Below are 20,289 nucleotides of genomic sequence, written 5' to 3' on the forward strand. Positions count from 1 at the left end.
ACCTCCATCCAACCGGACCGGAACACGCCCGCGCACCTCACCCACCCGCAAAACCACATGTCACAGGGCTACCAAACGACTTTGCCGGAGCCCTGAGCACGGTGAGGGGGCCACGCCGGACGTCATCGCCCGCTACGTGGAGGCGCTCGGCGGCCGGCCCCCGGGTCGGCCGGCGCCGGCTTCGGCTGGATAGGTGCAGAGGAGGCAGGTCCGAGCGTCCGGCAGCGGAAAGGGCTTCATCCGTTCGTGGAGAGGTACCTGATACAGGGTTGCGTCCGCTTCGTTTATTGCGAATAATTCGAATACGACAGTGGAGGGCGTCATGGGAACTGCGACAGGCAAGAAGCTCGAACCAGGTGTGGTTGACGCGAACGATGCGCAGCGGGCTCTGCGGCGGATCAACGGCTACCTTTCACGCGCAGCGCAGAGCGACGAGGACATCCAGGTTCACCTGGAGACGGGCGCTGGCGACGAAGCTCTCGTTCTGCCGCGGCCGGTGGCGGAAATGTTCGCATCGATACTGGCGGCTCTCGCCAATGGACAAGGCGTTCAGATCATGCCGGTCGACGCGGAGCTGACGACCCAGCAGGCCGCCGACATGCTGAACGTGTCCCGTCCGTACTTGATCGGTCTGCTGGAGTCCGGCGAGATCCCCTTCAGGCTTGTGGGGCGTCACCGCCGTATCCGCTTCACCGATCTGCGCCAGTATCTGCGTGAGGACGACGCGAGGCGCAAGGGTGCGGCCGACGAGCTGATGGAGCTGGACCAGGAGCTGGGGCTTCTCTGACATGGCCTTCGTCGTGCTCTATGACGCGTGCGTCTTATATCCCAACACGCTGCGTGACCTGCTGATCCGTGTCAGCCGGAGGGGGTTTGTCCGCGCCAGGTGGACAGACGTGATCCTCGACGAGGTGGACCGGAACATTGCACGGGACTACGACATCGCTCCTGAAACTCTGGCGCGTCGGAGAGCTCTCATGAACGGAGCCGTACGCGACTGCTTGGTCAGGGGCTTTGAGCCCCTTGTCGAGGGGCTCAAGTTGCCGGACATGGACGACAAGCACGTTCTGGCTGCTGCCATCCAGGCGGGAGCCCAAGTGATCGTCACGAACAACCGCAAGGACTTCCCATCCGACTACCTGGCCAATTGGGGGATTGAACGCAAGAACGCCGACGAGTTCATGATGGATCTCATAGGGCTGGACGATCGTGTCGTGTATGCCTGCGTGCAGGAGATCGCCACCTCTCGACGGCGTCCGCCGCAGACATTCGACGACGTACTGGGGCAGCTGGAAAGATCAGGTCTCACCGAGTCCGTGGCCGCTCTACGCCATGGACCGGGAGCCGTGAGCTAGCGAGCGGCTGATGGGAGCGGTGCTCGGTCGGCAGCTCTCCGGTACCCCGGCTGTTGCCCGGCGCCCCCCAAGATTCTCTGCTGGATCCGGCACTCCTCTGTCACACCCGGGTGGGCTCGGCCGGGCAACTGGCGGCTCAGGAACGGCGTTACCCCAGCAAGAAGCCCCCGACCTGTCAGAAAACCGCAGGTGGGGGCTTACTGGCGTCTGCTTACTTCTTCTTGCCCTGGTTCTTGACCGCCTCGATGGCGGCCGCGGCCGCGTTCGGGTCGAGGTAGGTGCCGCCCGGGTTGAGCGGCTTGAAGTCGGCGTCGAGTTCGTAGGACAGGGGGATGCCCGTCGGGATGTTCAGGCCGGAGATGTCGGCGTCGGAGATGCCGTCGAGGTGCTTGACCAGGGCGCGCAGGCTGTTGCCGTGGGCGGCGACCAGGACGGTGCGGCCGGTCAGGAGGTCGGGGACGATGTTGTCGAACCAGTACGGCAGCATGCGGACGACGACGTCCTTCAGGCACTCCGTGCGCGGGCGCAGCTCCGGCGGGAGGGTGGCGTAGCGCGGGTCGTCGAACTGGGAGTACTCGGCGTCGGTGTCCAGCGGGGGCGGCGGGGTGTCGTAGGAGCGGCGCCACAGCATGAACTGCTCCTCGCCGAACTCCGCGAGGGTCTGCGCCTTGTCCTTGCCCTGGAGGGCGCCGTAGTGCCGCTCGTTCAGGCGCCAGCTGCGGCTCACGGGGATCCACAGGCGGTCGGCGGACTCCAGCGCGAGCTGGGCGGTGCGGATGGCGCGCTTCTGGAGCGACGTGTGCAGTACGTCGGGCAGCAGGCCGGCGTCCTTCAGCAGCTCACCGCCGCGGACTGCCTCCTTCTCGCCCTTTTCGGTGAGGTTGACGTCCACCCAGCCGGTGAACAGGTTCTTCGCGTTCCAGTCGCTCTCGCCGTGGCGGAGGAGGATCAGCTTGTACGGTGCGTCGGCCATGGCTCCGAGCGTAATCGAAGCCTCGCGCGGCCCGCGCCCCTGTCCGGTGGGTGAAGGGCGAGCTCGACGGGTTGACGGGATCTGCTAATCGAGTGGTGGGCACCCCGACGGCCTTCGTAATGTGTGCCTGCCGGTTCAGGCGCTTACATTCGGGGGGTCTTCGTGGTGTCCATCGGGCGTACCGGGCGTGCGATGCGGGAGACCGTGTCCGGGCTGCCGCCTGCTTTCTGGTGGCTGTGGACGAGCACCCTCGTCAACCGGCTCGGTGGCTTCGTCGCCACCTTCATGGCGCTCTACCTCACCCTCGACCGCGGCTACTCCGCCACCTACGCCGGTCTCATCGCCGCCCTGCACGGCCTCGGCGGGGTGCTGTCCTCGCTGGGCGCCGGGGTGATGACCGACCGGCTCGGGCGGCGCCCCACGCTGCTGGCCGCGCAGGCGTCCACCGCGGTGTCCGTCGCCCTGCTCGGCTTCGTGCGCGACCCCGTCGCCATCGCCGTCGTCGCCTTCCTCGTGGGGATGGCCTCCAACGCCTCCCGGCCCGCCGTCCAGGCGATGATGGCCGACATCGTCCGGCCCGAGGACCGCATCCGCGCCTTCTCCCTCAACTACTGGGCCATCAACCTCGGGTTCGCCGTCTCCACCACGGCCGCCGGGTTCATCGCCGAGCACAGCTACGCCGCCGGGTTCCTCCTCGAGGCCGTGATGACGATGATCTGCGCGATCGTCGTCTTCGTGAAGCTCCCCGAGTCGAAACCCGTCCAGGCCGCGGGGGAGGCGCACGAGGACTCCGTCGGGCTCGGGACCGTGCTCCGCGACGGGCGGTTCATGGGCGTCGTCGGGCTGTCCTTCCTCGTCGCGCTGATCTTCCAGCAGGGGGCCGTCGGGCTGCCCGTCGCGATGGGTGCGGCCGGGTTCACCCCGGCCGAGTACGGCATGGCCATCGCGGTCAACGGCGTCCTCATCGTCGTCCTGCAGATTCCGGTCACCCGGTTCATCGAGCACCGCGATCCCGGCCGCCTGCTGGTGGCCTCCGCGCTGCTCGCCGGGTACGGCTTCGGCCTCACCGCCTTCGCCGGGTCGGTCGGCGTCTTCGCCCTCACCGTCTGCGTGTGGACGCTCGCCGAGATCATCAACGCGCCCACCCAGACCGGACTCGTCGTCCAGCTGTCACCGGCCCACGGGCGCGGGCGCTACCAGGGCATGTACACCATGTCCTGGGCCGTCGCCGCGCTCGTCGCCCCGCTGATGTCGGGACTCGTCATCGACCGGTACGGGGCGGAGTGGCTGTGGGGCATGTGCGCCGTCGTCGGCACGGTGGCGGGACTCGGGTACGCGCTGCTGATGCGGCGGCTGCCGTCCGAGACCTCCACCCTCGCTGCCCCGGCCCCACCTCCTGCCCCAGCCCTTGCCGCCGGCGCCGCCCCCGTCATCGTCGAGGAGGCGCCGGTGGTCGCCACAGGAGTGGACGCGAGCGTGCAGAAGGCCGTGGTGCCGGGGTGTGGGGGCGAGGGGCGGTCGGAGGTCAGCGCCTCCTGAGGCTCACCGCACCGACAACGGCAGCGGGTGGATCTCGTCGGCCTGGTGGCCGGTGCGTTCATGGATGCGCTGGACCGCCTCGGCGGAGGGCGCCTCCGAGAGGCAGTAGACCGTGCCGGACTCCGGGTCCGCCCACGCGTGCTGGAAGTGGACGCCCTCTTCCTGCTGAATCGCGAGGTCGGCCGCGTGGGCCTGTTCCAGCTGGTCCGCCGTGATGCCGCGCATGTTGTGGTGGATATCCATGTACCGCGCCATGGCCTCGCACCTCCTTCCGGCTTCAGCCGGTCGTACGCACCTTTGTTCGGCCGTGCGAACTGTACGGACCTTCCTCCGGGCGTACGTGTCTGCTTCGGGTCTGGGTACTTTCCATGCTGCGCCTGCGCCGCCCATGAGGCACGCCGAGGGCCCCGGCGGTCGGACGGCGGCGGCAACGAGTGCCGTCGTCCCGACGACCGCCGGGGCCCTCGGCGTGTACAGAGCGGTGAGCGGACGGGCTCAGCCGCACTGGCAGGGGCCGCCCGACTGGCAGCCGCAGCCGCAGCCCGATCCGCAGCCGCACGCGGCGATCAGGGTCAGGCTTCTGATCTCGGCCGGCTGCTCGGTCTCGCGCTCCCGCGCGGGATCGGGCGTCGTGCCGGTGGATCCGGTGGATCCGGGGGAATCGGCCATGGGTCCCTCCTCGAGACTGGTGCCTGTGCCCATTGGATGCCCGCGCCACCGGGCACATCAACGGCGCATCAACGGCGCATTGGGACGCGCGCGTGCCCCCGGCCGATTCCCCGCCTGCTCCGGTCAGGCGTCCGTCCCCGGCGCCGCCTGGATGTCGGGCTGGATGTCCGGCTGGATCTCGTCCGCGTGCTCGCCCGTGACCAGGTAGACCACCCGCTTGGCGACCGAGACCGCGTGGTCGGCGTACCGCTCGTAGTAGCGGCCCAGCAGCGTCACGTCGACGGCCGTCTCGATGCCGTGCTTCCAGCGGTCGTCCATCAGGTGCTGGAAGAGGGCGCGGTGCAGCAGGTCCATCTCGTCGTCGTCCTGCTCCAGCTGGAGTGCCAGGTCGACGTCCTTGGTGATGATCACCTCGGCCGCCTTGGCCATCAGGCGCTGGGCGAGCTGGCCCATCTCCAGGATGGTCGCGTGCAGGTCGCCCGGCACGGCACGCTCCGGAAACCGCAGCCGCGCGAGCTTCGCCACATGCTGCGCCAGGTCGCCGGAGCGCTCCAGGTCGGCCGACATCCGCAGCGACGTGACGACGATCCGCAGATCGGTCGCCACCGGCTGCTGGCGCGCCAGCAGAGCTATGGCCAGGGCCTCCAGGTCGTGCTGGAGCTCGTCGACCTTCTGGTCGCCCTCGATCACGTGCTCGGCCAGCTTCAGATCGGCGTCGAGAATCGCGGTCGTGGCGCGCCCGATCGCCGACCCGACCAGTCGGGTCATCTCCACCAGACCGTCGCCGATCGAATCCAGTTCCTCGTGGTACGCGTCCCGCATCAGGGTTCCTCTCATGCGTTCGAAGGGGTTTCGGGAGCCGGGGCCCCCGTGGGTTCCCGGGGCAGGTACCCCGCCACGCAGCCGACGGCGCGAACCCCGCGCGACCGAGGGTGCGAAACCCACGGTCCCACGTTCCGTTCTCCACGCGTCCGAATCCGGCCCCCTACATGAATCATCCCTGGCTCCGAGGTGAACTCTGGGCGACGAGTGTTCGAGCTTGTCGTCCCATGGCTGTGGCCACCGGCCGGCGCATGCCTAACCTGGACACATGGACGTGAACGCGGCGGTCGCCGCAATGGCAGCGATCGCCGGAGTACTCACCGGCGTCATCGCCATGCTGGCGTTCCGCTTCAGCGAGCGCGAGCAGAGGCGCCCCACGCGTTCCTCGCTGAACACGGACCCGGTGCTTCCGCCGGGCGTGGACACCGTGCTGTCCGTCCTGCGCTCCTCCGCCGTCGTTCTGGACGAGGCGGACGGCGTGGTCAAGGCCAGTTCCGCCGCGTACGCCCTCGGGCTGGTCCGCGGCGGCAAGCTCGCCGTGGAGCCCATGCTGCAGATGGCCCGCGACACCCGGCGCGACGGCGAGATACGCCAGGTGGAACTGGACCTGCCCCGCCGCGGCACCGGACGCGGCGAGGCCCTCGCCGTCTCCGCCCGGGTGGCCCCCCTCGGCTCCCGGCTCGTCCTGCTGCTCGTGGAGGACCTCACCGAGGCCCGCCGCATAGAAGCGGTACGGCGTGACTTCGTCGCCAACGTCAGCCATGAACTGAAGACGCCGGTCGGTGCGCTCTCCCTGCTCTCCGAAGCCGTCATGGACGCCTCCGACGACCCCCAGGCCGTGGAGCGCTTCGCCGGCCGCATGCAGGGCGAGGCCGTCCGCCTCACCAACCTGGTGCAGGAACTCATCGACCTCTCCCGGGTCCAGAACGACGACCCGCTCGAGGACGCCGAACCCGTCCGCGTGGAAGAACTCGTCGCCGAGGCCGTCGGCCGCTGCCGGCACGCGGCGGGCACCAAACAGATCACCATGGCCTCCAACGTGTGGACACCCGAAGGAGCGGAGCCGGGCGACACCGGACACAAGGCGGAATCGACCACCCACGGCGACCTCCGCATCTGGGGCAACCGCGGCCAGCTCGCCGCCGCTCTCGGCAACCTCGTCGAGAACGCCGTCAACTACTCACCCGCCCGCACCCGCGTCGGTATAGCGGCCCGCAGGGTCGCCCGGCCGGGCGGGGACATGATCGAGATCGCCGTGACCGACCAGGGCATCGGCATCTCGGAGAAGGAGAAGGAGCGGGTCTTCGAGCGCTTCTACCGTGTCGACCCGGCCCGCTCCCGTGCCACGGGCGGTACGGGTCTCGGCCTGGCGATCGTGAAGCACGTGGCAGCCTCGCACGGCGGGGAAGTCACCGTGTGGAGCGCCGAAAGCCAGGGCTCCACCTTCACCCTGCGGCTTCCCGAGGCCGCCGCGGCCCCCACCCGCGACCGCGCACCCCGGCCGTCCCACCAGGACGAACCCGAAAGCCTCGATGCCGAGGCCGGACGGACCGCCGTCTCCTCCGACTCCCCCCACTCCCCCGATCCATCCGCGTACGAAACGCTTCCCTCCCCGGAGGTCCTTCCGTGACCCGAGTGCTCGTCGTAGAGGACGAGGAGTCCTTCTCCGACGCCCTGTCGTACATGCTCCGCAAGGAAGGCTTCGAGGTCGCCGTCGCGGCCACCGGGCCCGACGGCCTCGACGAGTTCGAGCGCAACGGCGCCGACCTCGTCCTCCTCGACCTGATGCTGCCCGGCCTGCCGGGCACCGAGGTGTGCCGTCAGTTGCGCGGCCGCTCCAACGTCCCCGTCATCATGGTGACCGCCAAGGACAGTGAGATCGACAAGGTGGTGGGCCTGGAGATAGGGGCCGACGACTACGTCACCAAGCCGTTCTCCTCGCGCGAGCTGGTCGCCCGTATCCGCGCCGTGCTGCGCCGCAGGGGCGAGCCCGAGGAGGTCGCCCCCGCCGCCCTGGAGGCCGGTCCCGTCCGCATGGACGTCGACCGGCACGTGGTCACCGTGAGCGGCACCAAGGTCGACCTGCCCCTCAAGGAGTTCGACCTGCTGGAGATGCTGCTGCGCAACGCCGGGCGCGTGCTGACCCGGATGCAGCTCATCGACCGGGTCTGGGGCGCCGACTACGTGGGCGACACCAAGACCCTCGACGTCCACGTCAAGCGACTGCGCGCCAAGATCGAGCCGGACCCGGGCGCGCCGCGCTACCTGGTGACGGTCCGCGGGCTCGGCTACAAGTTCGAGCCGTAGACGGGCCCCGGGCACCGGGCCACCATCACCCGGTGCCCATCACCCGGTGCCCATCACCCGGTGCCCGGTGCCCGGCATCGACCGGCACCGGCCGGCACCAGCCATTGATACGACGGTGGGCGGGGACCCCTGCGCAGGGGTCCCCGCCCACCGTCGTATCAATGCGGCTACGCGGCTACGTGTGTATGCGTAGCCGCGTACACACGTATGTGTGCTGCGGCTGTCGTTCAGTTGCCGGCCGGCTGGCTGGCCGAGGCGGCATCGGTCGGGGTGCCCTCGGGAGCGCCGGTCGCGTCGGCGGCACCCTCGGTCGCGGACGCTTCCGCCGCCGGCTCGGTCGAGGCCCCCGGCGCGGTCGGGATGCCGCTCGGGCCCCAGCCGGTGAAGAAGCTCTCGGCCGGGTAGACGAACGCGCGCAGGCTCACGTCACCGGTCTCGCTGAAGGTGAAGGTGACCGGCTGGGCGTTGCCGTCCTGGACGGACTCACGGCTGCTGGACAGCACGGCCGAGGCGTTGCCCTCGCCGCCGAGGATGAGCCGGCCGCCGGCCGGGACGGTCAGGCTGCCGCCCTCGGCGGGGGTCAGCTCGGCGGTCTTGCCGGTGCCGGGGAGGGTGACCGACTCCAGCGTCTGGTCGGTGCTGCCCTCGTTGAACAGGGTCGCGGAGACGACGGCCGGGCCCGTGGACTCGAGGTCCGGCTGGGTGACGACGATGGCGTTCTGGACCTTGATGTTGTCGACGGTCGTCGCGGCGTTGTCCGGCTGGACCTGCAGGGTCTGGGCGTTGTTGCCGGCCGCGCACGCGGAGAGCGAGGCGATCGAGAACGCGATGGCGGCGGCGGCGATGGCCCCGCGTCGAAGGCTGCTGCTCACGGCGGCGGCAACTCCTTGACTCGTGCAAGCGGTGGCGACCGGTCAGCCGCCCTGAGTGTCTGTCGTCGCTGTCAGTGGGTCTCTGCCAGCGGTCTCAGGTTATCGAGCCGGTCCCGCGCGTCCGCACCCGACCCTCCCTGGGGCGTCCGCGGTTCACCCCGGATGACACGCACGGGCGCCGTCCGGGGTGAACACCGGGGTGAACCGCGGACGCCCCGGCTCGCGTGCGGTCCCGGAGTGTGCTGCCCGAGCGCGAGCCTGCATATGGGAGGGCGTGATGACGCCGTACGGGGGCGTGATGCCCGCCACCGACTCGCGCAAGTGACTCGCGGGTTACTCCGTCCGGACACTCATCCGGCATTCACATAAGTGCGGCCGGGGGTGTCCTCGCCTCGGCGTGGCGCATATTCCGTGAAGGAATGCGGGGCCGGGCCGGAAAATGCGGCGGGCGGTCCGAAAATGGATCACCGTTGGCGTGTCCCGGGTGGGCTCGTGATCAATTCCGGATTCGGCCGGAACCCGGCAGCACGCACCGAACGGAGTAGCGGAAGTCGAGCACTCGGAGGAAGACATATGGGGATGTATGGGCGTCTCCGGGGGGCTTCAGATGCGTGTAGCGTACGCGTTTCGCTTGCCCCGGAGAGCCCCTCCGACCTGCGAATACCTGCTTCCACTCGGCGATCGAAGCACGTTCCTGATGCTGTTGTCAAGCCCCGAGAATGGCCCTGACCTGCGAAAACGCCATTCAGAACACGCTGTATCCGTGTTACCCTGGATAGCCACGGAAGGGGTACCTGTCACATGACGTTCAAGGTTGGCGACACCGTGGTCTATCCCCATCACGGGGCCGCGCTGATCGAGGCTATCGAAACTCGCCAGATCAAAGGCGTGGACAAGACCTACTTGGTGCTGAAGGTCGCCCAGGGCGACCTGACGGTACGTGTGCCAGCGGACAATGCGGAGTTCGTCGGCGTACGTGATGTGGTCGGCCAGGACGGGCTGGACCGGGTCTTCGAGGTGCTGCGCGCACCGTATGCCGAGGAGCCCACGAACTGGTCCCGTCGGTACAAGGCAAACCTGGAGAAGCTCGCCTCGGGTGACGTCATCAAGGTCGCGGAAGTCGTGCGTGACCTGTGGCGTCGTGAGCGTGAGCGCGGACTCTCCGCCGGTGAGAAGCGCATGCTCGCCAAGGCGCGCCAGATCCTGGTCAGCGAGCTTGCCCTCGCGGAGAAGACCAATGAGGACAAGGCCGAAGCTCTCCTCGACGAGGTCCTCGCCTCCTGAGACGGGAAAAGGCAGCAGGCGGGGCACGCACGGAGCTTCGTCGCCCGGTGCTCGGTGCACACCTGATCCCAGTGCACCTCGAGGACCAGCACATCGAAATGCCGCGGTGCCCGATGACATGTGTGAAGTCGCCGGGCGCTGCGGCATGTTCATATCCGGACACCGTCCGTATGCCGCTCGGCCCGTACGCTTCGCACCCGCCGCGCTTCCCCGCACCCTGTCGGGTCCGGGCGGCCGGCTCGACCAGAGTCACGGAAGGGGCTGGTCAAGGCGGTACGCCCGGCACTTCCCCCGCTCCGGGAGCAAGGGGTACGTCCAGGCCATACCCACTCGGGTCCAGCACACAAACCTGACAGGAACCGATGTCTGACGATCCCTTCCCGCAGCCGCCGGCGCAGCCCGTGCCCGGCCGTACGACCGCCCGCACGGCGGCCGTGATCCCGGCCGCCGGCCGGGGTGTGCGCCTCGGTCCGGGCGCGCCCAAGGCGCTCCGCACCCTGGGCGGCACGCCCATGCTCATCCACGCCGTCCGCGCGATGGCCGATTCCCGAGCCGTCTCCCTGGTCGTCGTCGTGGCCCCGCCCGAGGGCGCGGCGGAGGTCAGGACGCTGCTCGACGCGCACGCGCTGCCCGACCGCACCGAGTTCGTCGTCGTCCCCGGCGGGGAGACCCGTCAGGAGTCCGTGAAGCTCGGTCTCGACGCGCTGCCGCCCGGGTTCGACATCGTTCTGGTGCACGACGCGGCCCGCCCGCTGGTCCCCGTCGACACCGTGGACGCCGTCGTCGAGGCCGTCCGCGACGGCGCCCTCGCCGTGGTCCCGGCGCTGCCGCTCGCCGACACCGTCAAGCAGGTCGAGCCCGCCGCCGTCCCCGGCGAGCCGGAGCCCGTGGTCGCCACCCCCGACCGGTCCCTGCTGCGCGCCGTGCAGACCCCGCAGGGCTTCGACCGGGACACCCTGGTGCGCGCGCACGAGACGGTGACCGACAACGTCACCGACGACGCGAGCATGATCGAGCAGCTGGGTCTGGCCGTCGTCACCGTGCCCGGCCACGAAGAGGCGTTCAAGGTCACCCGTCCCCTCGACCTCGTTCTCGCCGAAGCGGTCCTCGCCCGCAGGAGGCTCAACGATGGCTTCTGAGCCGCAGGCCGCACGCGCGGAGCCCCTCCACGCCGGGCCCATACGCGCGGAGCCCCTCCACGCCGAGCCCGTACGCGCGGAATCCGCACGCCCCGAGCCCGTCCTCCCGCAGGTCGGCATCGGTACCGACATCCATGCCTTCGAGGACGGCCGGGAGCTGTGGTGCGCCGGCCTGAAGTGGGAGGGCCAGGGGCCCGGACTCGCCGGGCACTCCGACGCCGACGTCGTGGCGCACGCCGCGTGCAACGCCCTGTTCTCCGCCGCCGGCCTCGGCGACCTGGGACAGCACTTCGGCACCGGGCGGCCCGAGTGGTCCGGCGCCTCCGGCGTGACCCTGCTGACCGAGGCCGCGCGGATCGTCCGGGCGGCCGGATTCCGGATCGGCAACGTGGCGGTGCAGGTCGTCGGGGACCGGCCCAAGGTCGGCAAGCGCCGGGACGAGGCCCAGAAGATCCTTTCCGAGGCCGCCGGGGCACCCGTGTCGGTCTCCGGCGCCACCACTGACGGGCTCGGCTTCCCGGGCCGCGGCGAAGGGCTCATGGCCGTCGCCACCGCCCTCGTCGTCCGCACGGGCCGGGGCTGACCGCCGGCCGTACGAACCGGGGGCCGGGGGCGACCGAAACACGGGTCGAGGACGGCGCGTAAGGGGCGCGAGGCACCGCCCCGGGCCGACTACCCTGGAGGGGTGACTATTCGCCTGTACGACACCAGCGCCCGGCAGATTCGTGACTTCGTCCCGCTCCAGCCGGGTTGTGTCTCGATCTACCTGTGCGGTGCCACCGTGCAGGCAGCACCCCACATCGGACACATCCGCTCGGGGCTGAACTTCGACATCATGCGCCGCTGGTTCGAGTACCGCGGTCTGCGCACGACGTTCATCCGCAACGTCACGGACATCGACGACAAGATCATCGCGAAGTCCGCGGAGCAGGGCCGCCCCTGGTGGTCCATCGGCTACGAGAACGAGCGCGCCTTCACCGACGGCTACCAGGCCCTCGGCTGCCTCCCCCCGACCTACGAGCCGCGCGCCACCGGCCACATCACCGAGATGGTCGAGATGATGCGCGGCCTCATCGAGCGCGGTCACGCCTACGAGGCCGACGGCAACGTCTACTTCGCCGTCACCTCGTTCCCCGAGTACCTGGGGCTGTCCAACCAGGAGCTCGACAATCTGCTCCAGCCGTCGGGCGAGGGCGAGACCGGCAAGCGCGACCCGCGTGACTTCGCCATGTGGAAGGCAGCCAAGCCCGGCGAGCCGAGTTGGGAGTCGCCGTGGGGCCGCGGGCGCCCCGGCTGGCACCTCGAGTGCTCGGCGATGGCGCACAAATACCTCGGCACCGTCTTCGACGTCCACGGCGGCGGTCTCGACCTGATCTTCCCGCACCACGAGAACGAGATCGCCCAGGCCAAGGCCTACGGCGACGAGTTCGCCCGGTACTGGGTGCACAACGCCTGGGTCACCATGAGCGGCGAGAAGATGTCGAAGTCGCTCGGCAACTCGGTGCTCGTCAGCGAGATGGTCAAGCGGTGGCGGCCCATCGTGCTCCGCTACTACCTCGGCACCCCGCACTACCGCTCGATGATCGAGTACAGCGAGGAGGCCCTGCGTGAGGCGGAGTCCGCGTTCGCGCGGATCGAGGGCTTCATCCAGCGGGTCGGCGAGCTGACCGGCACCGCGGGCGCCGTCGAACCGGCTGCCGAGGTGCCGCCCGCCTTCGCCGAGGCCATGGACGACGACCTCGGCGTACCGCAGGCCCTGGCGGTGATCCACACCACCGTCCGGCAGGGCAACAGCGCGCTGGCCGCCGACGACAAGGAAGCGGCCGTCGCCCGCCTCGCCGAGGTGCGCGCCATGCTCGCCGTCCTCGGCCTGGACCCCCTCGACCCCCACTGGGCCGGCGACACCGACCGCGGCGACGAGCTGAACGGCGTCGTCGACACCCTCGTCCGCATGGTCCTCGACCAGCGCGAGGCCGCCCGCGCCCGCAAGGACTGGCCCACCGCGGATGCCCTCCGCGACCAGCTCGGCCAGTCCGGACTGGTCGTCGAGGACGGTCCGCAGGGTCCACGCTGGAGCCTCGGCCCGCGCTGAAGCGGACGCGCGACCGCAGCACGGCGGAAGCACGGCCGGAGCACGGCCACGGCACGGCCGCAAGATCGAGTGTGCCGTCCGGGCCCCCGGGCGGCACACTGCATAGACGTAGCACCGACACAGACGCAACACCGACACACCGAACACCGACGCGACCGACGCGACAGACGCAGGACCGAGTCGCCGACGCGACGGACGCGACACCGATGTGCGTACGCAGATCCGTACGCACACACGACTTCATGGAGACGGGTACATCATGGCCGCGAACAACCGCCGCATGTCCGGCAAGAAGGGCGCGCAGGTCGGCAGTGGCGGCCAGCGACGCCGGGGCCTGGAAGGCAAGGGGCCCACGCCCCCCGCCGAGATGCGCAAGGGGCACGCCAAGCAGCGCATCGCCCAGGCGAAGACCCGCCGGACCGTCGGACGCGCCCCGCAGCGGCGCGGCGGCGGACGCTCGACCTCCGAACTCGTCGTCGGGCGCAACCCCGTCGTCGAGGCGCTGCGCGAGGGCGTGCCCGCCTCCACCCTGTACGTCCAGCAGTTCATCGACAACGACGAGCGGGTGCGCGAGGCGCTCCAGCTCGCGGCCGAGCGCGGCGGCATCAACCTCATGGAGGCCCCCCGCCCCGAACTCGACCGGATGACCAACGGCCTGAACCACCAGGGCCTGGTCCTCCAGGTCCCGCCCTACGAGTACGCGCACCCCGAGGACCTCGTCGCGGGCGCCCACGACGCGGGCCAGGACCCGCTGATCGTCGCCCTCGACGGCGTCACCGACCCGCGCAACCTCGGCGCCGTCGTCCGCTCCGTCTCCGCCTTCGGCGGCCACGGCGTCGTCGTCCCCGAGCGGCGTGCCGCCGGGATGACCGCCGGCGCCTGGAAGACGTCCGCCGGTGCCGCCGCCCGTACGCCCGTCGCGCGGGCCACCAACCTGACGCGCACCCTGGAGGCGTACAAGAAGGCGGGGATCGCGATCGTCGGGCTGGCCGCCGACGGAGAGGCCGAGGTCGGCGAACTGCAGGCACTGGCGGGCCCCGTCGTGATCGTCGTCGGCAGCGAGGGCAAGGGGCTCTCCCGACTCGTCGGCGAAACCTGCGACTTCCGGGTGCGGATCCCGATGCCGGGTGGCACCGAATCCCTCAACGCCGGTGTGGCCGCGGGAGTCGTGCTGTACGAGGCGGCACGGCGCCGCGCCTGAACGGTCGTTCGACGCCTTCACTCGTACGGGGTGTTCCGGGTGCTCCGTACGGGTGGGGGACATGCTTGACGCGGTCCGGACACATCCGGCGCGTCAAGACAGTGTCCTAACGTCGGGTCACTCGGTTAGATGAGTGTGGACACCAGAACACCCCGCACTCCTACGGGGGACCCCTCGTCGGGACTCGACGACGCTCCCGCGCTGAGCATGGTGAAGGTGCCGAGTGATCCGGCGCAGGTCATCGTCAATCACGCCAGCTTCCGCGTGCAGCTGGGCGTTTCGAACCGACGCGTCCAATCCCAGCGGATCGCACGGCACTTGATCGCGGCCGAGGACACGGCCCGCATCCCCGTCGTCACCACCGTGGGCGCCCCGGGCCGGACCGCGGCCCGTCGGCGCCCCGTCGTCTGGAGCGGCCGCTCGGCCCCCGACGACACCGGCGCGCACCGACTCCTCCAGACCATGCGGCACGAAGGCGTCCGCCACGCCGACGAACCGCTCACCGACGCCGGCGCCACCCAGGTCGTCCCCGGCGCCGGCGACGGTTACGGCTATGCCGAGGACCCGGCCGCCCAGACCCTCGAAACGCCCGTCGTTGGCCCCCAGCGCACCCACGGCGGCCGGCAGCCCCTGCTGCCCCCCATGCGCACCGTAGGCAGTGCCTACGACGAACCGGCGTACGGCGGCCAGGGCTACGGGGACCAGGACTACGACGAGCAGGGTTACGGCCGGCAGGGATACGGCGAGCAGGATTACGGCGAACAGGGTTACGGCCGGCAGGGATACGGCGAACAGGGTTACGAAAGCGACGAGTTCGGGGACACCGGCGGCCACCGGACCGCCACCGAACCGAACACCGGTGGCCGCCGCGCCAGGCGCCACGGCGACGACCCGGCCCGGCACGCCTACTACCCCGGCCGCCGGATGAACCTCGGGGTCGTCCTGCTCCCGCTGCGGCTCTTCCTCGGCTTCATCTCCATCTACGCCGGCATGGGCAAACTCTGTGACCCGCTCTACTTCGACGGCGGCGAGCGCGGCTCCATGGTGACGTGGCTCAAGACCCTGCACCCCTGGGAAGTCGCCCAGCCGCTCCAGCAGTTCGCCCTCGAACACCCCATCGGCTCCGGACTCCTCGTCGCCTTCCTCCAGGTGATCGTCGGCGTCCTCACCGTCCTCGGCTGCTGGCAGCGCGTCGGCGCCGTCATCGGTGCCCTGCTCTCCGTCGCGCTGCTGGTCACCGTCAGCTGGAAGAGCGTTCCCGCCTACGACGCGCCCGACATCATCTACCTCGCCGCCTGGTCCCCGCTGATCATCGCCGGCGCACCCGTCTACTCCGTCGACGGCCGCCTCGTCGCCCGTGCCTGGCGCCACCTCGGACCCCGTTCCGACCTCTGGGACCTGCGCCGCTACGTGCTGCGTCGCGGTGCCCTCGTCACCGTCGTCGTCTGCGGACTCACCCTGCTCGTCGGCTCGCTGCTCGGCGACGCCGTGCGTGACGCCGACCGCGTGGTCGTCCCCGGCCCCGGCGAGGCCCCGCGCAACGAACTCCCCGGCTCCCCGCTTCCGCAGGAGCCCGGCGAGGACCGGAAGGGGACCCCGTCCGCCTCCACCTCGCCCACCCAGGGCGCCACGTCCGGAGCCGGCAGCGCCGGTCCCTCCGAGGGTGACACCACCCCCGACGCGACCCGCGACACCGGCGGTGGTGTCACCGGCGCGCCCAGCCAGACCCAGGGCACCACCGGCGAAGCCCCGCCCCAGCAGTCGTCCCCGGTGGAACAGGCCCCGAGCACCAGCGCCGGCGCCACCACGGGCGGCGGCACCACCGGCGGCGGCGACAGTGGCGTCCCGAGCGACGGTGCGGGGGACGGGGACGAGGCTCCGGCGCCCGAGCAGCCCGGCCGGCTCGTGGGCGGGCTGCTGGGATAAACGGCCCGGCAGCCCGGCGGTCCGGCAGCCCGGCGGTCCGGCAGCCCGGCGGTCCGGTCGTCAAGCCGCGGTCGCGACGACGAAGGGGTCCCGCACACACTGTGTGCGGGACCCCTTCGTCGTGCTGGGAACGATGTGGCCGGGGGAGGGCGGCGCCGGGGACTCAGCGGTTCTGGGAGGCCAGTTCCTTCGCCGCCTCCGTCAGGTCCTTCGCGGTGTCGATCGCCCGCCAGTAGGAGCCCTGGGGGATCGGGAACCCGGCCAGCCGGTTCTCCCGGGCCAGCCGCGGGAACGTGGTGCGTTCGTGGTCGCCGCGCTCCGGCAGCAGGCCGGCGAACTCGGGGGAGAAGACGTACACCCCCGCGTTGATCTCGAACGGGGACGGCGGTGCCTCTATGAAGTCGGTGATGTGACCGAACCCGTCGGTCTGCACCGCACCCCAGGGAAGGCGCGGGCGGGCCAGGGCGAGGGTCGCGACGGCGTCCCGCTCGGTGTGGAAGTCCGCCATGTCGCGCAGCGAGAAACGGGTCCAGATGTCGCCGTTCGTGGCGTACCAGGGCTGAGCCGGGTGCGGCAGGCGGGCGGCCGCGTACCGCAGACCGCCGCCGCGGCCGAGCGGCTCCGTCTCGACGACGGTGGTGACGGAGAGCGGTAGATCGGTGGCCTCCAGCCACTCCTGCAGCACCTCCGCCAGATGACCGCAGGAGACGACGACATCCGTCACGCCCTCCTCGGCGAGCCAGGAGAGTTGATGGCCGATGATCGGGGTTCCCGTACCGGGAATCTCGACCATCGGCTTGGGCCGGTCGTCGGTGTACGGACGAAGCCGGGAGCCTTGCCCGCCGGCCAGGACGACGGCTTGAACGGGGCGCGACGCGGCGCTCGGATGGGTCATGAGCGCACTGTACGTGGCGCCCTGAGGGCCGGACCGTGGGCCCCGGGGCCACGGATGCCCCGCTGCCCGCGGGACAGGCAGCGGGCCCGACAGAGGATCCGACAGAGGGGCTGCTGAAGCTCCGGCCGTGAGCTCCGACCGTGAGCTCCGGCCGCGAGGTCCGGCCGAGGGGTGGGCGAAGGCTCAGCCGTGGGCGGTGAGCACCCCCGACGCGAAGGAGGTGTCGCAGACCGGACGGGCGTAGGACTGGGCCCTGGTGGGGCCGTACACCCGGACCGCCGCCTTGCCGAGCTCACGCGCGATCGACATGCAGTGCCGCGCCAGCGACGGGCGGTCGTTCACCGCCTGCTGGAGGTGGGTGAGGGCGACGCCCGGGTTCTCCTTGTGCAACTCGACCAGGAGCCTGTCCCGCAGGGCCTCGTGCGGGACTCGCTCGGCGGCACGCGAGGACGCGTCGGACACGGTGGTGTCGGCGGCGGCGAGGACCGGACCCGAAGGCCTCCCCGACCAGTTGACCCCGGCGACCGCGAGGGTTCCGGAGAACACCAGGACGACGGGCAGGACGAAGGCGAGGGTGCGGCCGACCCGGCGGGCGGGGCCCCGGCCACGTCGCATCTGAGGGGTAGTGGAGTGCTTCACGCGTGTGAGAGTAGCGTCCGGTAATGGAATGAAGACATGCAGTCACCGGTTCGGGTGACGCGGCGGGGGCGATTCCTGGATGGTGCGTTGACGCACAATGCTCGAAATGGCTTGTATGTCGGCGTATTTGTCGACAATGAAGACGTAACGGAGAGGGCCCCGCAGCGAACTGCGGGGCCCTCTTCATCAACTCGGGTGAATTACCCGAGCCCTCGCGTTTCGGATGCGACGACGCCCGGCTCAGTCGGACAGGCGCGCGCCGGACGACGTCGAGAACACGTGGCTCTCGCCGGCCCGCGGCACGACGTGCAGCGTGCTGCCCTTCTCCGGCACATTGCGGCCGCCGACGCGGACGACGAGGTCCTTGGACTCCTCGCCGACCTTGGCGGTGCCGTACACGAACGCGTCGGAGCCCAGCTCCTCCACCACGTTGACGGTGACCGCGAGGCCCTGGTCGGAGTCGGCGCCGGCCACGTCGAAGTGCTCGGGACGGACACCGACGGTGACGGTCTTGTCGGTGGCGGCGGCCAGCGCGTCGCGGTCCACCGGCACCACCGAGTTGCCGAACTTCACGCCGCCGTCGGCGATCGGCACCTCGACGAGGTTCATCGCCGGGGAACCGATGAAGCCGGCCACGAAGAGGTTGGCGGGCCTGTCGTACATGTTGCGCGGGGTGTCGACCTGCTGGAGCAGACCGTCCTTGAGGACCGCGACACGGTCGCCCATGGTCAGGGCCTCGACCTGGTCGTGGGTGACGTAGACGGTGGTGATGCCCAGGCGGCGCTGGAGCGAGGCGATCTGCGTACGGGTGGAGACACGGAGCTTTGCGTCCAGGTTGGACAGCGGCTCGTCCATGAGGAACACCTGCGGCTCACGCACGATGGCGCGTCCCATGGCGACACGTTGGCGCTGACCGCCGGAGAGCGCCTTCGGCTTGCGGTCCAGGTAATCCGTCAGGTCGAGGATCTTCGCGGCCTCCTCGACCTTCTGCCGGATCTCCGCCTTGTTGACACCGGCGATCTTGAGCGCGAAGCCCATGTTGTCGGCGACCGACATGTGCGGGTACAGCGCGTAGTTCTGGAACACCATGGCGATGTCCCGGTCCTTCGGCGGCAGGTGCGTGACGTCGCGGTCGCCGATGCGGATGGCGCCGCCGTTGACGTCCTCGAGCCCCGCCAGCATGCGGAGCGAGGTGGACTTGCCGCAACCGGACGGGCCGACCAGCACGAGGAACTCCCCGTCCTCGATGTCGATCTCGAGCGCGTCCACGGCGGGCTTGGTCGAACCGGGGTAGATCCGGGTCGCCTTGTCGAACGTGACAGTGGCCATGGTGAAGGGCCCCCTTCTACCGGCAGGAACGTGCCGGACGATCCGAGTAGGAAGGTGGTGCCACGACGGGATGTTCCGTTGTGGTTCCGTTGGTGCAGTCCACGAGGGTGAACTGGCACAGGACGGTACCCGGCGTTCACCTGGTCTGTCAGTACCCGCGGCCCTGTGAACTTCGCGGAAACTTTCGAAGGCCGGCGTCACCGCCCCTCACCGCCCCTCACCGTCCGGCCGCGTAACGCTCGGCGAGGACCGCCACGGCCCCCGCGACCGCCTGCCGCAGCCCCGGCGGCCCGAGCACCTCCGCCTCGGTGCCCAGCCGGAGCAGATCGCCGGTGGCGATCGCCTCCGACTCGACGGACAGCTCCACCTCGACCCAGCCTTCACCGTCCGGCGGCCCCGCGTCCCGCAGCGCCCGTACGCCCGCCGCCCCGAACTGCATCGGCAGCAGCTTCTGTCCGCGGGGCGAGAGCCGCATCCGGGCGGTGCCCTGCCGCAGCGCCGCCTCCATCCGCCGGGAGGACTCCGCCCAGTACGCGGCGAGTTCGAACCCGGCGGGACGGACGAACAGGTCACCCGTCTCCTCCACCACCTGGAAACGCGCCACCCGATAGGTGCGCACGACGTCCTCGGACAGCGCCACGAGGTACCAGATGCCGCCCTTCAGCACGAGCCCCAGGGGGTGCACCTCCCGGTGCACCTCGCCCCGCCAGCGCCGGTAGTGGGTCCGCAGCACCCGCCGTTCCCATACCGCCCCGGAGATCCGCTCCAGGTGCGGCACCGGGTCCGCGTCGCGGAACCAGGCGGGCGCGTCCAGGTGGAACCGCTCACGCACCCGCCGCGCCTGATCCGCGAGTTCACCCGGCAGAGCGGCCTCCACCTTCAACTGGGCACTCGCCAGCACGGCACCCAGGCCGAGGTCCCTGGCCGGTCCCGGCAGCCCGGCCAGGAACAGTGAACCGGCCTCCGCGTCCGTCAGCCCGGTCAGCCGGGTGCGGTACCCCTCCATCAGGCGGTAGCCGCCCTCCGGCCCGCGCGCGGCGCGGACCGGCACCCCGGACGCGCCGAGTGCCTCGACGTCCCGGTACACGGTGCGCACCGAGACCTCCAGCTCCGCCGCGAGTTCGGGGGCGGTCATCAGGCCGCGGTTCTGCAGCAGCAGGAGCAGGGAGAGAAGCCGGTCGGCACGCACGGAACGCATTCTCCCCCGCCCCGGACGTACCTGACAGGAGATGTCAGGTACGGCCCCC

General features: G+C 70.5%; 20 protein-coding genes. 11 read left to right on the top strand and 9 right to left on the bottom strand.

Annotated features, from left to right (window positions below):
- Positions 1-322: 322 nt before the first annotated feature.
- Positions 323-787: a helix-turn-helix domain-containing protein gene (locus ACFYQA_RS11880; RefSeq protein WP_388915173.1), complete on the top strand. Its 465-nt coding sequence runs from the start codon at positions 323-325 to the stop codon at positions 785-787.
- Position 788: 1 nt separating this feature from the next.
- A complete protein-coding gene (locus ACFYQA_RS11885; protein ID WP_388915175.1) occupies positions 789-1,355 on the top strand; it encodes a PIN domain-containing protein in 567 nt (188 codons plus the stop codon).
- Positions 1,356-1,566: 211 nt separating this feature from the next.
- On the opposite strand, the gene ACFYQA_RS11890 is transcribed toward ACFYQA_RS11885, so the two are convergent.
- Positions 1,567-2,328 carry a phosphoglyceromutase gene (locus ACFYQA_RS11890; RefSeq protein WP_388915178.1) on the bottom strand — a complete coding sequence of 254 codons (762 nt, stop codon included), beginning with the start codon at positions 2,326-2,328 and terminating at the stop codon, positions 1,567-1,569.
- Positions 2,329-2,520: 192 nt separating this feature from the next.
- On the opposite strand from ACFYQA_RS11890, the gene ACFYQA_RS11895 reads away from it, so the two are divergent.
- Complete coding sequence (locus tag ACFYQA_RS11895; protein WP_388915181.1) at positions 2,521-3,867, top strand: MDR family MFS transporter; 1,347 nt, start codon at positions 2,521-2,523, stop codon at positions 3,865-3,867.
- Positions 3,868-3,870: 3 nt separating this feature from the next.
- Here ACFYQA_RS11895 and ACFYQA_RS11900 read toward each other — a convergent pair whose 3' ends face one another.
- From ACFYQA_RS11900 to phoU, 3 genes are all read right to left on the bottom strand, one after another.
- A complete protein-coding gene (locus ACFYQA_RS11900) occupies positions 3,871-4,122 on the bottom strand; it encodes an SCO4226 family nickel-binding protein (RefSeq protein WP_388915184.1) in 252 nt (83 codons plus the stop codon).
- 240 nt (positions 4,123-4,362) lie between these two features.
- Entirely contained in the window at positions 4,363-4,536 is a 174-nt protein-coding gene (locus ACFYQA_RS11905; RefSeq protein WP_388915187.1) for a hypothetical protein, read from the bottom strand.
- Positions 4,537-4,659: 123 nt separating this feature from the next.
- Positions 4,660-5,358, bottom strand: a complete 699-nt coding sequence (phoU, locus tag ACFYQA_RS11910; RefSeq protein WP_388915648.1) for a phosphate signaling complex protein PhoU — start codon at positions 5,356-5,358, stop codon at positions 4,660-4,662.
- Between the two features lie 268 nt (positions 5,359-5,626).
- Here phoU and ACFYQA_RS11915 point away from each other — a divergent pair, with 268 nt between their 5' ends.
- Together ACFYQA_RS11915 and ACFYQA_RS11920 are read left to right on the top strand one after the other, a co-directional pair.
- The gene (locus ACFYQA_RS11915; RefSeq protein ID WP_388915190.1) at positions 5,627-6,988 is read left to right on the top strand and encodes a sensor histidine kinase; all 1,362 of its coding nucleotides are present in this window, start codon (positions 5,627-5,629) and stop codon (positions 6,986-6,988) included.
- Positions 6,985-7,665, top strand: coding sequence for a response regulator transcription factor (locus ACFYQA_RS11920; protein ID WP_042168908.1), 681 nt, complete (start codon positions 6,985-6,987; stop codon positions 7,663-7,665). Before ACFYQA_RS11915 ends, ACFYQA_RS11920 begins: the two co-directional genes overlap by 4 nt.
- A 227-nt stretch (positions 7,666-7,892) precedes the next feature.
- Here ACFYQA_RS11920 and ACFYQA_RS11925 read toward each other — a convergent pair whose 3' ends face one another.
- On the bottom strand, positions 7,893-8,537 hold the full coding sequence (locus ACFYQA_RS11925; RefSeq protein ID WP_388915193.1) for a DUF461 domain-containing protein: 645 nt from the start codon (positions 8,535-8,537) through the stop codon (positions 7,893-7,895).
- An 801-nt stretch (positions 8,538-9,338) separates the two neighbouring features.
- Here ACFYQA_RS11925 and ACFYQA_RS11930 point away from each other — a divergent pair.
- The 6 genes from ACFYQA_RS11930 to ACFYQA_RS11955 all read left to right on the top strand — a co-directional run bounded on the left by ACFYQA_RS11930 (position 9,339) and on the right by ACFYQA_RS11955 (position 16,179).
- Positions 9,339-9,821: a CarD family transcriptional regulator gene (locus ACFYQA_RS11930; protein ID WP_042168913.1), complete on the top strand. Its 483-nt coding sequence runs from the start codon at positions 9,339-9,341 to the stop codon at positions 9,819-9,821.
- Between the two features lie 362 nt (positions 9,822-10,183).
- The gene (gene ispD, locus ACFYQA_RS11935) at positions 10,184-10,960 is read left to right on the top strand and encodes a 2-C-methyl-D-erythritol 4-phosphate cytidylyltransferase (protein ID WP_388915196.1); all 777 of its coding nucleotides are present in this window, start codon (positions 10,184-10,186) and stop codon (positions 10,958-10,960) included.
- Positions 10,950-11,543: a 2-C-methyl-D-erythritol 2,4-cyclodiphosphate synthase gene (ispF, locus tag ACFYQA_RS11940; protein WP_388915199.1), complete on the top strand. Its 594-nt coding sequence runs from the start codon at positions 10,950-10,952 to the stop codon at positions 11,541-11,543. The genes ispD and ispF overlap by 11 nt, the downstream gene beginning before the upstream one ends.
- A gap of 102 nt (positions 11,544-11,645) precedes the next feature.
- Positions 11,646-13,052: a cysteine--tRNA ligase gene (cysS, locus tag ACFYQA_RS11945; protein WP_388915202.1), complete on the top strand. Its 1,407-nt coding sequence runs from the start codon at positions 11,646-11,648 to the stop codon at positions 13,050-13,052.
- Between the two features lie 259 nt (positions 13,053-13,311).
- Positions 13,312-14,253: a 23S rRNA (guanosine(2251)-2'-O)-methyltransferase RlmB gene (gene rlmB / locus ACFYQA_RS11950; protein WP_388915205.1), complete on the top strand. Its 942-nt coding sequence runs from the start codon at positions 13,312-13,314 to the stop codon at positions 14,251-14,253.
- Positions 14,254-14,382: 129 nt separating this feature from the next.
- Positions 14,383-16,179 (top strand): DoxX family membrane protein, encoded by a 1,797-nt coding sequence (locus ACFYQA_RS11955; protein ID WP_388915208.1) that lies wholly within the window; start codon positions 14,383-14,385, stop codon positions 16,177-16,179.
- Between the two features lie 163 nt (positions 16,180-16,342).
- Here the strand turns inward: ACFYQA_RS11955 and ACFYQA_RS11960 are convergent, their stop codons facing one another.
- The 4 genes from ACFYQA_RS11960 to ACFYQA_RS11975 all read right to left on the bottom strand — a co-directional run bounded on the left by ACFYQA_RS11960 (position 16,343) and on the right by ACFYQA_RS11975 (position 20,240).
- A complete protein-coding gene (locus ACFYQA_RS11960; protein ID WP_388915211.1) occupies positions 16,343-17,074 on the bottom strand; it encodes an NDP-sugar synthase in 732 nt (243 codons plus the stop codon).
- Positions 17,075-17,257: 183 nt separating this feature from the next.
- Entirely contained in the window at positions 17,258-17,713 is a 456-nt protein-coding gene (locus ACFYQA_RS11965; RefSeq protein WP_388915213.1) for a hypothetical protein, read from the bottom strand.
- A 240-nt stretch (positions 17,714-17,953) separates the two neighbouring features.
- Positions 17,954-19,042: an ABC transporter ATP-binding protein gene (locus ACFYQA_RS11970; protein ID WP_388915216.1), complete on the bottom strand. Its 1,089-nt coding sequence runs from the start codon at positions 19,040-19,042 to the stop codon at positions 17,954-17,956.
- Between the two features lie 217 nt (positions 19,043-19,259).
- Entirely contained in the window at positions 19,260-20,240 is a 981-nt protein-coding gene (locus tag ACFYQA_RS11975; protein ID WP_388915220.1) for a helix-turn-helix transcriptional regulator, read from the bottom strand.
- Between the last annotated feature and the right edge of the window lie 49 nt (positions 20,241-20,289).

Source organism: Streptomyces sp. NPDC005774, assembly GCF_042871645.1.
Lineage (GTDB): Bacteria > Actinomycetota > Actinomycetes > Streptomycetales > Streptomycetaceae > Streptomyces > Streptomyces pratens.

Excerpts from the sequence above, each read along its gene's own strand:
- ACFYQA_RS11880 (WP_388915173.1), top strand. The coding sequence starts at position 323 with ATGGGAACTGCGACAGGCAAGAAGCTCGAACCAGGTGTGGTTGACGCG.
- ACFYQA_RS11885 (WP_388915175.1), top strand. The coding sequence starts at position 789 with ATGGCCTTCGTCGTGCTCTATGACGCGTGCGTCTTATATCCCAACACG.
- ACFYQA_RS11890 (WP_388915178.1), bottom strand. The coding sequence starts at position 2,328 with ATGGCCGACGCACCGTACAAGCTGATCCTCCTCCGCCACGGCGAGAGC.
- ACFYQA_RS11895 (WP_388915181.1), top strand. The coding sequence starts at position 2,521 with ATGCGGGAGACCGTGTCCGGGCTGCCGCCTGCTTTCTGGTGGCTGTGG.
- ACFYQA_RS11900 (WP_388915184.1), bottom strand. The coding sequence starts at position 4,122 with ATGGCGCGGTACATGGATATCCACCACAACATGCGCGGCATCACGGCG.
- ACFYQA_RS11905 (WP_388915187.1), bottom strand. The coding sequence starts at position 4,536 with ATGGCCGATTCCCCCGGATCCACCGGATCCACCGGCACGACGCCCGAT.
- phoU (WP_388915648.1), bottom strand. The coding sequence starts at position 5,358 with ATGCGGGACGCGTACCACGAGGAACTGGATTCGATCGGCGACGGTCTG.
- ACFYQA_RS11915 (WP_388915190.1), top strand. The coding sequence starts at position 5,627 with ATGGACGTGAACGCGGCGGTCGCCGCAATGGCAGCGATCGCCGGAGTA.
- ACFYQA_RS11930 (WP_042168913.1), top strand. The coding sequence starts at position 9,339 with ATGACGTTCAAGGTTGGCGACACCGTGGTCTATCCCCATCACGGGGCC.
- ispD (WP_388915196.1), top strand. The coding sequence starts at position 10,184 with ATGTCTGACGATCCCTTCCCGCAGCCGCCGGCGCAGCCCGTGCCCGGC.
- ispF (WP_388915199.1), top strand. The coding sequence starts at position 10,950 with ATGGCTTCTGAGCCGCAGGCCGCACGCGCGGAGCCCCTCCACGCCGGG.
- rlmB (WP_388915205.1), top strand. The coding sequence starts at position 13,312 with ATGGCCGCGAACAACCGCCGCATGTCCGGCAAGAAGGGCGCGCAGGTC.
- ACFYQA_RS11955 (WP_388915208.1), top strand. The coding sequence starts at position 14,383 with ATGAGTGTGGACACCAGAACACCCCGCACTCCTACGGGGGACCCCTCG.
- ACFYQA_RS11960 (WP_388915211.1), bottom strand. The coding sequence starts at position 17,074 with ATGACCCATCCGAGCGCCGCGTCGCGCCCCGTTCAAGCCGTCGTCCTG.
- ACFYQA_RS11970 (WP_388915216.1), bottom strand. The coding sequence starts at position 19,042 with ATGGCCACTGTCACGTTCGACAAGGCGACCCGGATCTACCCCGGTTCG.
- ACFYQA_RS11975 (WP_388915220.1), bottom strand. The coding sequence starts at position 20,240 with ATGCGTTCCGTGCGTGCCGACCGGCTTCTCTCCCTGCTCCTGCTGCTG.